General features: G+C 36.2%; 13 protein-coding genes. 12 read left to right on the top strand and 1 reads right to left on the bottom strand.

Features of this window, described 5'->3' with window-relative positions; genetic code table 11:
- From MAQA_RS14520 to lepB, 5 genes are all read left to right on the top strand, one after another.
- Positions 1-1,509, top strand: a 1,509-nt coding sequence (locus MAQA_RS14520; protein ID WP_159099950.1) for an Ig-like domain-containing protein, incomplete at its 5' end; no start/stop codon positions are given.
- Positions 1,510-1,693: 184 nt separating this feature from the next.
- Positions 1,694-3,946: an Ig-like domain-containing protein gene (locus tag MAQA_RS02490; protein WP_159099949.1), complete on the top strand. Its 2,253-nt coding sequence runs from the start codon at positions 1,694-1,696 to the stop codon at positions 3,944-3,946.
- Positions 3,947-4,519: 573 nt separating this feature from the next.
- Entirely contained in the window at positions 4,520-5,047 is a 528-nt protein-coding gene (locus MAQA_RS02480) for a hypothetical protein (RefSeq protein ID WP_036070948.1), read from the top strand.
- Positions 5,048-5,312: 265 nt separating this feature from the next.
- On the top strand, positions 5,313-5,807 hold the full coding sequence (locus MAQA_RS02475; protein WP_036070947.1) for a hypothetical protein: 495 nt from the start codon (positions 5,313-5,315) through the stop codon (positions 5,805-5,807).
- Positions 5,808-5,850: 43 nt separating this feature from the next.
- Positions 5,851-6,261, top strand: coding sequence for a signal peptidase I (gene lepB, locus MAQA_RS02470; RefSeq protein ID WP_241463030.1), 411 nt, complete (start codon positions 5,851-5,853; stop codon positions 6,259-6,261).
- A gap of 408 nt (positions 6,262-6,669) precedes the next feature.
- On the opposite strand, the gene MAQA_RS02460 is transcribed toward lepB, so the two are convergent.
- Positions 6,670-7,197, bottom strand: coding sequence for a hypothetical protein (locus MAQA_RS02460; RefSeq protein WP_036070940.1), 528 nt, complete (start codon positions 7,195-7,197; stop codon positions 6,670-6,672).
- A gap of 333 nt (positions 7,198-7,530) precedes the next feature.
- On the opposite strand from MAQA_RS02460, the gene MAQA_RS02455 reads away from it, so the two are divergent.
- The 7 genes from MAQA_RS02455 (at position 7,531) to MAQA_RS02430 (ending at position 12,091) form a co-directional block, all read left to right on the top strand.
- Positions 7,531-8,286 (top strand): SDR family NAD(P)-dependent oxidoreductase, encoded by a 756-nt coding sequence (locus MAQA_RS02455; protein WP_036070938.1) that lies wholly within the window; start codon positions 7,531-7,533, stop codon positions 8,284-8,286.
- A gap of 270 nt (positions 8,287-8,556) precedes the next feature.
- A complete protein-coding gene (locus MAQA_RS02450; protein ID WP_036070935.1) occupies positions 8,557-8,889 on the top strand; it encodes an LPXTG cell wall anchor domain-containing protein in 333 nt (110 codons plus the stop codon).
- Between the two features lie 4 nt (positions 8,890-8,893).
- Complete coding sequence (locus MAQA_RS02445; protein WP_036070933.1) at positions 8,894-9,649, top strand: WxL domain-containing protein; 756 nt, start codon at positions 8,894-8,896, stop codon at positions 9,647-9,649.
- 38 nt (positions 9,650-9,687) lie between these two features.
- On the top strand, positions 9,688-10,434 hold the full coding sequence (locus MAQA_RS02440; RefSeq protein WP_036070931.1) for a WxL domain-containing protein: 747 nt from the start codon (positions 9,688-9,690) through the stop codon (positions 10,432-10,434).
- A 21-nt stretch (positions 10,435-10,455) separates the two neighbouring features.
- Positions 10,456-10,701 (top strand): WxL protein peptidoglycan domain-containing protein, encoded by a 246-nt coding sequence (locus tag MAQA_RS15150; protein ID WP_241463029.1) that lies wholly within the window; start codon positions 10,456-10,458, stop codon positions 10,699-10,701.
- Positions 10,661-11,488, top strand: a complete 828-nt coding sequence (locus tag MAQA_RS02435; RefSeq protein ID WP_241463028.1) for a WxLIP family cell surface protein — start codon at positions 10,661-10,663, stop codon at positions 11,486-11,488. Before MAQA_RS15150 ends, MAQA_RS02435 begins: the two co-directional genes overlap by 41 nt.
- A gap of 84 nt (positions 11,489-11,572) precedes the next feature.
- The gene (locus MAQA_RS02430; RefSeq protein ID WP_036070928.1) at positions 11,573-12,091 is read left to right on the top strand and encodes a hypothetical protein; all 519 of its coding nucleotides are present in this window, start codon (positions 11,573-11,575) and stop codon (positions 12,089-12,091) included.
- Positions 12,092-12,266 lie beyond the last annotated feature (175 nt).

Below are 12,266 nucleotides of genomic sequence, written 5' to 3'. Positions count from 1 at the left end.
ATTGAAGTGAGCGAACAAATTGTAAAAGGCTCTGCTGAAACAGGTAGTAAGATTGAAGTTAGAGATGAAAAAGGAGATTTAGTGGGTGAAGGTGTTGCGAATGGAGTGGATGTAGGAAATGGACAAAGCCAATTTTCTATTCATCTGACCCAACCTGCTAATATTGGAGATAAACTTACGGTTAAAGCAGTAGATGAAGCAGGGAATGAAAGTCCTACAACGACTGTTTCGGTTGTTGATACAGTTAAGCCAGGTGTTCCAGTGGTAAATCCGCTCAATGATACAATGAAACAAATTTCAGGTAAAGGCAGTAAAGTCGGAAGTCAAATCATTGTATCTATTAATGACCAAGTCCTCTATGGAAAAGTAGGACCAGATAAACAATTTACGATTAATCTGAACCAGCCTATTCCTGGTGGAACAAAGGTCAAAGTAGTGGAAGTGGATACACAAAATAATCGAAGTGATCCAGCGATTGTAACTGTTAAAGGAACTGTAAAGACAGAGATTCCTAAAGTCAATGAGGTAGGAGATTCGAGCAAAACGGTCACAGGAACGGCTGAACCTAATTCACAAATTAAAGTAGTACTTGGTCAAGACTTGTATACAACTAAAGCAGATAATAATGGGGACTTTGTTGTAAAATTAAATACTACTTATCCAAAAAATACAGAAGTAAATGTCACGGCAACGGGCCAATCTGGAATTGAAAGTGATCCAGTTAAAATTGTAGTAGAAGATACAACAGCTCCTGGAGCACCAGCCCTCAATACAGTTTTAAAAACTAGCACAACGATTAGTGGATCAACGGAGCCGTTTGCTGTAGTTCGAGTTTCTTTAGGATTGCCAAATGGAAGCACTGCTTCATATGTTAAAAAAGCAGATCAAAATGGGAATTTTACGATTGATCTAGCAAGGAATTTCCCGATGGGGACAACAATTACGGCTACTGCTACAGACGAATCTAATAATGTGAGCCCAGTATTTCAATCGATGGTTATGGATTCACAGAAATTAACGATGTCGCTAAGTCCTGTCACTAGCCAAGATGAACAAGCAATAGGTAATGTTTCACGTCCAAATGTAGATGTTACAGTCAAAGTTGGGGATCGTCTTTTCAAGACAAAATCGGATGCAAACGGTAGTTTTGTTGTGGATATTGAAAGAAGATATCCAATAGGGACACCTGTTTCAGCATATGTAACTTCCATGGGTGAAAATGCTGAAATAGTTAATCAACTTGTTGAACCACGTCTTCCTACTTTTGAAACAGGTAAGATCCCAGCAGTAGGAGATCAAATGATTGTGATTAATGCTGATCCAGATAGTTTAGTAACCATGACTATTCAGTCTCAACATGGAGGCTCAGACGTATTACAACAAATGGCAGATTCAAATGGTCAAGCAATATTCAGACTTAAAAATCCAATTGCTTCTTTTGATACTTTAGACTGCTATTCAGAAGTTGATGGGGTGAAGAGTCACGTAAGTTCAGTTATTATTTTTTAAGAATAGTGGGGCATCATGAAGTGCCCCATTATTTTATACAAACAAGAAGGTAAAATGAAGGGTTGTAAAAAGATGAAAAAAAAAGAGAAAATTACTCAAATGGCTTCTAGCAATTTTGATTTTTTTAAGTGTTTTTTTTGGGGGGGGCAAGGTACTCAGTCAGTTTCTGCACAAAGTAGTGATAATGCGAGTCCAGATTTTTTATTTTCCACCTTGGAAGCCATCCTATAAACCCTTACGAATTAATCCACCGTCAGATCAACAAAGTGTGATAACTGGGGTTGCGACACCAGGCTGGACGGCTACAGCTGTTGTTAATGGAAACATTTTTTCTTCAAAAGTAGATAAATGGGGAAATGTCTATATTAACTTGGGAAGAACTTTCCCTGGAGGATCAGAAGTCATTGTTTATCAACTTAACCCTGAAGGTTATATAGTGGATACAATAAAAACGACAATGTCAGGGGTGGTACCGCCTAGTTTAAATGCTCCAATGGTCAATCCGGTATATACAAATGAAACGACTGTTTGCGGATTTTCGAATGCTCCTAATGTTCGGGTCACCATCAATGGTCAAAATTTTTATGGGTCAACTACATCAGGAACTGGTGCATTTACTGTACAACTGGGGCGGACTTATCCTGTTGGAACTAGAATAGATGTTTATGGTGAAAGAGATGGGCAGGTTAGTCCTGTTTCCACAATATTTGTTCAGCAAAAGAATATTTACATTGAGACACCTCAATTAAATCCAATGACGACTGCAGATACAGTTGTAACTGGAATGTCGAATGAATCACTTGTGGAGATTCAAATTGGTAATAATATTTATAAGGCCTATCCAGATTCTACTACTAAAAAATTTAGTGTGGATCTAAAACGTACACTCGCTGCAGGGACGAAAGTAACAGCCTATGGGGTAAAAGAAGGTCAACGTGGTCCAAGTGCAGCTATTACAGTTACAGAAGCTGTGAAAGTGGATCCACCAGTTTTAAATGCTGTTAAATCTACAGATACAATTGTAACAGGATCATCGAATGCACCGCTTGTAGAAATTGAAATTGGAAATGCTACGTATAAAGCTTACCCAGATGCGAAAACTGGAAAATTTAGCGTGAATTTAGGTTCACGACTTTCTGCAGGCACAAAAATTACTGGTTATGCTGTAAAAAATGGACAGCGTAGCTCTGGAACTACGATTTATGTAGAGCAAGGAGTCACTTTGTCTCCACCTCAATTAAATCCTATTAATACTACGGATAATGTTTTATCAGGGACATCTAACGCTCCAATTGTAGAGGTTGAAGTACAAAATACTATTTTTAGGGTTGAACCAGATGCTAGTACAGGAAAGTTCAGTGTGAAGCTCTGGCCTTTACCAGTTGGTACAAAGGTCACGGCACGAGCTATAAAGGATGGACAGACTAGCTCTGATACGGTCGTCTATGTGAAACAAGGGATTGTCGTATCTCCGCCTCAATTAAATTCACTTACTTCAACAGAAAAAGTGCTCACAGGAGAGTCAGATGCGGATAAAGTGATTGTTACTCTTGGTGGAGACCAAACTTATACGGCAAAACCAGATCCAGATACACATAAATTTTCTATTCAGCTTGATAAAACCTATCCTGAAGGAACCCTTGTTTCTGCATATGGTATTAAAAGTGGAGTAGAAAGCTCAACTACCACTATGTATGTCACAAAAGGAAATATTCAACTTAAAGCGCCGCTGATAAATGCAGTAACTACCCAAGATACTACAGTTTCCGGTACAGCGGATCCAAATACTACTATTAAACTAAATATTTCTACAGATAGTTATGAAGCCAAAGTAGATGCAGAAGGGAACTTTAAGGTCTTGTTAGACCATACGTATCCAGTAAACTCATTGATTTCGGTGTATTCAACAGATGGGCAACACAAAAGTCTTGTAACAAATGCCAAAGTTGTACAAGGAAGTTTCAAACTAGGCGTTAATATGATCACTGATACAGATCGGATTTTAACAGGTATGGCCCTTCCAAATAGTAAAATTAAAGTTCAAGTCGGTAATCGTATTTATGAAGGCCAAGCATCAACGCTTGGCACGTTTATGATTCAAATGAGTCAATCTTATAAAGCAGGACAAAATATAGAAATTACAGCTACTGATCCAGCCTCTGGACGTACTGAAAGTAAAGTCATTATTGTTTATCCAGAGAGCCCAAGCATTAATACCATTCTTCCGGGAACATCGGCAGTATCTGGACAGGCTAGTCCAAATGCATTTGTAGTTGTACAAATTGGTGGACAAAACTATTCAGGTCTAGCAAATGCTGCAGGATACTTTTTCATTGCTATTAATCCAAATGATGCAGTAGTTGGTGCAGAAATAGCTGTTACACAAATTAGCAACAATATCGAAAGTCTTCCAACTCGAGTGCTGATCGGAAGCTGATTATTTAAAAGCTGTCGGAATATGACTTTCTGACAGCTTTTTTGTTTATTTACAAGTTGAGTCCTGCATTGGCTTGTTGATTTTACTAGATGCTGTCTATCTTATCTACTACATATTTTCCTCGATTGGTTAAAGTATATTTTTCTAATCCAGATTTACCATAAATTTTATACAATAAATGATAGTGGAATAGAGTGTCTAACATCTCATTAATTTGTTTCTGAGAGTAAATGTTGAGTTCATTTGGTAGTGATAAACTACAAATAAATGAACCATGTTTTTTTAAATAGTGCATCAAACTCAGTGCACATATTTTCCCGCTTTCCCTCAATGTCTATCATACTCCTTTAGCCGAATGCAGGACCCAATCTTAGAAATAAGCATTTATAGTTTTGAAAATTTTGAAATATCAATTTTTTATATAATGTTTATTTTATCACAAATAATTTTTTCTTTTACATAGAAAAGTCAAAAAGTGAGATGACAATCGAAACAAAGTAACAGGATAGCAAGAATAAAGCTTTATATAATAAGGCATAATGATGGAACGGATAATAGAGAGGAGCTCAAAAAATGAATAAACCGCGCCAAAATTTGCCGGATGAGGAATTGTTAGAACTAGAAAAAGAAGTGAAATCCTTATTAACTGATTTTGAAGAGGAAAAGGCCAAAAGTAAGGAATTAAAGGATGAAAATTATAAATTAAGAGACCGACTTAGTTTGATGGAAAAGACTGAACAAGATTATCAAGAAATGAAAGAGAAATATCAGTTGGCGATAAACGAAAAAGTAGAGCAATCAAAACCCCAACTTAGAGCTGTAAAAAGTGATGAGCCCGCTTCTCTGAGTGAATCTTCAAGTTTGACGAAAGAAGCCCTAGCGGATGTTTTAATTGAAGCCCAAACTACAGCTGATCGGATCGTTCGCAAAGCAGAGAAAAAGGCAGAGGATATTTTGGTTAATAAACAGGAAGAGTTTCAAGCAATTAGTCAGCAAGCTGAACAGTATCGAGAAAAAATGATTCAAATGAAACAAGTTACCGATCATTTATTAGGAAGTTGGATCGATCAATTGGATGATATTATTGAAGAATTGAAGTAAGAAGAGGGTTGTCAATATGAACATTTTAATTGAGACAAAAAAAAGATGGATTTCAGGGGCATGTGCTTTATGAAGCATCGCATCAAGAGCTAGAGCTTTATCAGCAAAAATTAAATTTATCACAAGAAAAAATTTAATAGACTTCTTTGCGGTCAAAAATATATCATACGGATTCATTTTTCTGAAGCAAAAGCCATTAACGTGAAGGAATGCATGGAGGAACTAAAGATAGAGTTTCCGCAATTTATTTGGCTCCGAATAGTGATTGCAAACGGTTTTGAAGGCGATTATAAAATCGAGTTTTTTTTCTTCGAATCCTTCAAGCAATCTTCAGGAGATTGATGATTTTTCGGGAGTTTTTCGTTCTAAGATACGAGATATTATTTTAAATGCTTTAATTATCCCTACTTTTGGACTGAAAAAATCTGATGAAGATGAATGCGAAAGAGCTTTTGATGAAAAAATCACAAGATTAACTTCTATTTTAGATAGACTTGATGAAAGGCGAATACAGCATATCGAAGTAAAAGATGATTCAAAAGCTAAGTATGAAGAACAAGAAATGACAACTCAAGAAATAGTATTGCCAGAAAGGGAGCGTAAAGAAGGAGAACTTGCTAGCAGCCTGGATGAAAATAATACAGACATTATACAGACTTTAGAACGAGCAAAAAAAAAAATCTACATCAAAAAGTGGCAAGTCAACAGAGAAAAAAGAAATTTTAAAAAAACTAATTCTGCATGCTATTATAGCCATTAGCATTATAGCTGTTATCTGTGTAATTTTTTTCTTCAATTTTTCATTGGTCAAAATTGAAGGGGTATCGATGAAACCCACACTTAAAAGCAATGAGTATGGCTTGATTTATAAGCGAGATGCCACCTATAAACGTGGTGATATTATCTCGTTTTCTTCTCCAGACGTACCTAATACGGAGTATATTAAGCGTATTATCGGGCTCCCTGGAGATAAAATAGAAATTATCGATGGTAATTTATACTTAAACGGGAGAGAACAAAAAGAGAAATATATTCTGAGGAGCAAAGCCTTATCAAAATTAAATTATTCGCTGGAAGATTCTTCTGGTGTTAAAACTGTTCCCCAAGGGAAGGTTTTTGTTCTCGGTGATAATCGGCTACATTCCAGAGACAGTAGGGAATTTGGCTTTATTGATCTTTCGAAAATTACGGGGAAATGGATTTTTCATTTTTGATAAACTCAGATAAGTATTTACCAAAAAGGGGGAAAAAAGTTGGCATTATTTTACCGAACCTGGAAAAAAAGTTTTTTTTCTTCTTTTTTTGTATAGAAATCATTGTAGGTTTGTACATCATCGCATATTTACTGCTGTTTTCATATGAACCAAGTAATGGTATTTCTCTTAGCACGCAACTTTTTAGCTGGGTTAGCCATTATTTTCTTCCAGGAATTATAGGTATACTTCTTTTATTTGTGTCCGATTTATTGTGCAAACTAGCTATTCGGAATTTAAAATTGCGAAATCCTATAGTTTATTTTTGTAACATCGTATTTAATTTAGGATTGGGTTATTTTCTCGGCGTATATTCTGTTCTGAAATTTTTCGTTAAATAAAAGCGTGAGACCAATTTGATCTCACGCTTTATTCATATTGACGAGCACGACATACCTGTTTAACTTTTTGTAAATCAACGACAAGTGGTTTACGTGAAATAACAACTTCTTGATTTTCAAGTTTGATGATTTCTTCTAAGATACGGTTCCGACTAGAACGAAGATATCCAGCTAAAAAGGTAATGGTGATGTATTTTGGGAAAGTTACAATATTTTCATTGGTTGGTAGATTAAGATCAGTCATGAGGCGAGAGATTTCAAATAGAAGTTTGTAAGCTAACGAAGATTGGCTGTAGCGATGAATATAGGTGATATCAACAAGGGCATTTGCAGTTTTATCTAAAATGAATTGCAAGATTTCTGGCTGAGTAGACATGTGAATGAGCAAATATTCACGATTGAATAATAACAAATTTCCACCATCTAATCCGGTGATTCGATAATCGGCTAACCGATTTTTTCTAATGTCGGTTGCAAAGTTTTCGATACCAAAGATATCTTCAGATTTAATGATTTTATTCGGAACCCAAACACCCTTGGAATTTCGAATTTCCATAACGGCATCTCCTGAGAGAAGAATGCCAATATCCTCATTTTTTTTCAGAGATGAATATTCAAATAGTACATCTTTGTATGTAAAATGATTGTGTCTGACATCTGAAGTACATAGAGCCTCATCCTTGAAAAAAAGTTATAAAGTCCACTGTTTCAACTCCTTTGCATAGAAATGTATTTTAGCATAGATTTTCTCAAAAAAAAAATAGAAATATGAAACTTCATAGAAATAATGAAAAAAAACATTCATTTTCGATACTAAGTATCACATTAACAAAGGGAGAAAGTGTTAAAATTAAATAGGACTCTATTAAAAGTTTAAGGGGGATTCAAAATGAGTAAAACTGCCGTAATAACAGGGGCTTCAACAGGAATAGGTCGTGGAAGCGCGTTACAACTTGCAAAAGATGGTTTTGATTTGGTTCTCGCTGATTGGGATGCAGAAGAAGGTGAAAAAACAGCAGAGATGTGCCGCAATGAAGGCATTGATGCAACGTTCATGTACGCAGACATGGGGGTTGAAGAAGAAGCGGAAAAAGTCATGCAACTTGCAAAAGATAAATTTTCAAAAGTTGATTTTTATTTGAATAATCAAGGTGTCACACACGACCCGAAGCTCTTGCATGAAATTACTGAAGATGAAGCTCGTTACACGATTCACAGCAATATTATGGGGACGTTTTTTGGTTTGAAATATATGTTACGAATCATGCTTGAACAAGAATCGGGACATATTGTTCTGGTCAGTTCTTCATCGGGAATTCGTTCTGAAACAGGATTTGGAATGTATTCAGCTACAAAACATGCAGTTGTGGGTTTAGCACAGGATGCTGCGATGGAATATGCAAGTAAAAATATTCGAGTGAATACCATTTGTCCAGGAGGAATTATGACAGGAATGACCCAGAAAATTGGGAAATACATGATGGAACACCAATTTGTACAGCCGAAATCAGCTGCCGGACTTTTGCGTGATGGGGGACTTGGACAGGTGGACGAAGTAACAGGGCTTGTTTCATTTCTTGCTTCAGAAAAATCTGCTTTTATGACGGGAGCGATTTTAAGTGTGGATGGAGGAAATACGCTGTAAAGATAAATTAACGAAACGCAGGCTGCCTTTGCAGCTTGCTTTTTTTTTTGAAGAGCATAGGGGCCTGTTCATAAATTTGTAAACAAAATATTTTTTCAGCGATACAAAGTAACGAAGGGCAGGACTTAAATCCTTTTATAATGGAGGAGTAACAACGATGGTGAGTAAAGAAAAAATTTTATGAGGAGGGGAAGTGGAGAAAAAGCGGACACTTTACTTGTTTCATTAACAAACATGTCCGAGAATCTACCTGCATAAGGGGGCTGGAAATTGAAACATATTTATAGAGTTGTCTGCGTTGTATTATTGATTATATTCTTAAGTGTTCCTATTGGTGCAACTGCAACTAGTGTGGATAGTGAAGCGAGTATACAGTTTGATAAAACTTACATCCCAGAAATAAAGAATCTTTCTCCAAATGGATTCGAACCAGAACCTCATTTCGCTATTCCAAATGCAGAGCATCCAACATTTGAACCAAAAGTGGCTAAGCTTCCAACAACAGGAGATATGTCAATGACTAGGAACTATTTGTACGGCGGAATTCTTTTCATATGTGGAATTTTGTTGTTGAATGTTTCCAAGCAAAGGAGGAGGGGGTGATGCGATGAATTTAAAGAAAATAAGTTTAGCTTGTCTTGTGACTGCGATTGCGTTTGGTTTTAGCAATTCATCCGTTTTAGCAGTTGACCCGAACACAGCAAATACAATGGGAAAAGTTACGTTTTCTGAAGATGCTTCGCCTACAGCTCCTCTTGATCCTCTTGATCCGAATGTTGATAAGCCCATTAAGCCAACGGATCCAGATATCGGATCTGGAACTGCAGGGCCGCTGAGCATTGATTACATTTCAAATTTCCATTTTGGTAATCAGTTAATTTCTGCAGAGGACAGAACATATAATGTGAAATTAGATGTTATTAAAACAGCAGATGGAAAAAATGTTGAGCGAGCTCCTTTTGTACAAGTAACTGATAAAAGAGGGAGTAACAATGGATGGACGCTACAAGTTCGGCAGAAGACTCCTTTTTTAACAAGTGGGGCAAAAGAATTGAAAGGGGCTTACTTAAGTTTAATGAATCCAGTTGTCAAAACAACAAAAGATAATCAAGCAGCGCCACCAGAAGCAGAGGCTAAAAAAATTATTTTAACGCCTGGGAAATCTGGAAGCGCTGGGGATGTGAAAACAGTTCTTACTGCCAAGCGCAATACTGGAATGGCAACTTGGATTGAAAGTTTTGGTAATAATCAATCTGGACCGAGTAGTGTACAGCTTTTTGTTCCAGGAATATCTGAAAAGATCAAAGATGCAACGTACTCAGCAATACTGACTTGGATACTCGTTGATTCACCAGTTAATTAAGAAAAACTATTTTATGTGAAATTTAGGGAGGAAGAAAAATGAAAACAACTAAGATTATTACAGTAGCAGGACTAACTAGTCTATTAACATTAACAGGAACACCATTTTTAACTGCACATGCAGCTGATGGCGGTCAAATGAATTCCATCGGAACTATTGAATTTACGATCAATAAAAACACTGAGCCTCCACAAAACCCTCTTAATCCAGATCCTAATAATCCAGTGGTACCAAAAGATGAAAATGATCATGAGCCTGGAACTGCGGGACCATTGAGCATTGATTATGTATCGAATTTTAGGTTCTTATCTCAAGAATCTTCTGGTGCAACGGAAACCTATTATGCAGATTTGGATCATTTAACAGATAAAAATTCTGGGAATGATATTGATACACCAAACTTTGTTCAAGTTACTGATAAACGTGGTAGTAATACAGGATGGCGTTTAACCGTTACACAAAATGAACAATTTAAAAACGAAAATGGAAAAGATTATCTTGATGGTGCAATACTTACTTTAAAGAACGGAACACCAAACTCGAAAGATGATGGGAAAGCGCCATCTGTGGATCAAGGTATTAAATTAACACCAGGTGCAACAAGCGGTTCACAAGTAATGAATGCAGCAGATGGTCAAGGTACTGGTACTTGGTTTGCTTATTTTGGTAAAGATGATGAAGAAGCTAAGAAAAGTATTGAACTAGTTGTACCAGGAAATGCGAAAAAAGTAAAAGGCATGTATACAACCAAATTAACTTGGACGTTAACAGATTCACCAGCCTGATAAATGTAAACGAGGGATAGTATGAAATTAAAGATGAAAAAAATAATGGCTTTAATTGCAGTTGGTTTAGTAAGTGGCCTCTTGGTTGCTAGGCCAGCTGCTGCGGCTGAAATGAATTTTGCAGTACAGGCCATTATTCCAGGGAATCAAATTGATAAGTCGCAAACTTATTTTGACTTGAGAATGAAGCCTGGGCAAAAGCAAGATATTGAGGTAGAGCTTCGAAATGATACAAAAAAAAGATGTTACTGTAGAAATTCAAGCTAATACCGCTATCACAAATGATAATGGTGTTGTGGAGTACAATAGTCCTGATAGAAAGAAAGATCCGAGTTTAAAAGTGAATTTTAAAGACATTGCTAATGTCCAAAAAGAAGCTAAGCTTAAAGCTGGGACCAGTCAAAAGGTAAAAGTGCACTTGAAAATGCCTGATCAGCTATTTAATGGGGTTGTTTTAGGTGGACTATACTTCACAGAAAAAGAAGATGAAAGTAACAAACCGAAGGAAAAGAAAAATGAAAATCAAATTATTAATCGGTATGCTTACACAATTGGTGTGCAGTTAACTGAAACGGATAAACAAGTTAAGCCTAATTTGGTCTTGAATTCAGTAAAACCGGCTCAAATTAATTTTAGAAATGCCATCAATGCAAATATCCAAAATAATCAGGCTGCGATTGTTAAAGATATGACGATTGAAGCTAAGATCTATAAAAAAGGCGGATCAGATGTTCTTTATGAAAGTACACAGAAAAATTTGCGCATGGCACCAAATTCGAACTTTAATTTTGGGGTTGGCCTAAATAATAAACCTTTTAAACCAGGAAAATATGAGTTTAAAGGGGTTGCCAAGATAGGTGACAAAAAATGGATTTTGAATAAGGAATTTACAATTCAAGATAAAGAAGCAAAGGACTTTAATAACAAAGCTGTTCAATTAGAGAAAGACCATACATGGATTTACATTTTAGTGGGAGCTGTTGTCATTGTTCTCTTGTTAGCCATTATTTCTTACTTGATTTATCGGTTGAAGCATAAATCGAAAGACAAATAAATTTGGATCCCATAGTCTCTCAGATGAGTGAACTATGGGATTTCTACTAGCTAATTTTAGATGGAATTTTTAGGGGGATGCATTTTGAAAACGAAAATATTTAACTTTGCTGACCTTCCTTCTTTTCAATCACATGTGAGTATTTGCTACTTAGCACCGGGTGAATCAATTTCTGTAAATAAGAATTTTTTCTTAGTTGATGATGGGGCACTTTATACTTTTTCTGAACGTTATGGTCATGTTTTTTACATGGAAGATGATATTCTGTGTCAAGAAAAAGCATGTTATACGGCTATGACAAATGTAACGGTATGGGAAGTCGCGCAAGAGTTTTTACAAGAGTTAGGTTCTGAAGGACAAACGATTCGTGCCCTACTTTTGGAGGGCCTTTGCAAAGAAGCGAGATGGGCGGAGCATTTGCTTGAACCGCGAAATTCATCTTGGAAGCTGAAAGCAGCAATTATTCAATTTTTGGCAGGAATAAAACTTCCATGGCCATATATGATTAATGTGAAGCTTATGGAATTGAATGTGGATGAAACGGATCAAGCAATATTAGACGAATGCCAAATGCTAAGTCGAAAAAAAAATATTGCGATTTAATGGTCATCAAACAAACTTGAGAATAAACCCAATCCATTTTGTTCATTTTGTAAGAACAGAAATTGAATATTTTTCTTATGTATAATAATAAACGCAAAGCAGGGATGGGATAAGATGAGCCCGGTATTCCCTGCTTCTATTTATGGGGAAATCCAGACGCAAAACACTTTATTTT

Source organism: Listeria aquatica FSL S10-1188, from assembly GCF_000525795.1.
Lineage (GTDB): Bacteria > Bacillota > Bacilli > Lactobacillales > Listeriaceae > Listeria > Listeria aquatica.
The sequence above is the reverse complement of the archived record's forward strand: the minus strand, read 5'-3'. Positions and strand labels throughout refer to the sequence as shown.

Bases quoted from the DNA above. Each gene is read 5' to 3' on its own strand.
- MAQA_RS02490 (WP_159099949.1), top strand. From the start codon at position 1,694: ATGCGAGTCCAGATTTTTTATTTTCCACCTTGGAAGCCATCCTATAAA.
- MAQA_RS02480 (WP_036070948.1), top strand. From the start codon at position 4,520: ATGAATAAACCGCGCCAAAATTTGCCGGATGAGGAATTGTTAGAACTA.
- MAQA_RS02460 (WP_036070940.1), bottom strand. From the start codon at position 7,197: ATGGAAATTCGAAATTCCAAGGGTGTTTGGGTTCCGAATAAAATCATT.
- MAQA_RS02455 (WP_036070938.1), top strand. From the start codon at position 7,531: ATGAGTAAAACTGCCGTAATAACAGGGGCTTCAACAGGAATAGGTCGT.
- MAQA_RS02445 (WP_036070933.1), top strand. From the start codon at position 8,894: ATGAATTTAAAGAAAATAAGTTTAGCTTGTCTTGTGACTGCGATTGCG.
- MAQA_RS02440 (WP_036070931.1), top strand. From the start codon at position 9,688: ATGAAAACAACTAAGATTATTACAGTAGCAGGACTAACTAGTCTATTA.
- MAQA_RS15150 (WP_241463029.1), top strand. From the start codon at position 10,456: ATGAAATTAAAGATGAAAAAAATAATGGCTTTAATTGCAGTTGGTTTA.
- MAQA_RS02435 (WP_241463028.1), top strand. From the start codon at position 10,661: ATGATACAAAAAAAAGATGTTACTGTAGAAATTCAAGCTAATACCGCT.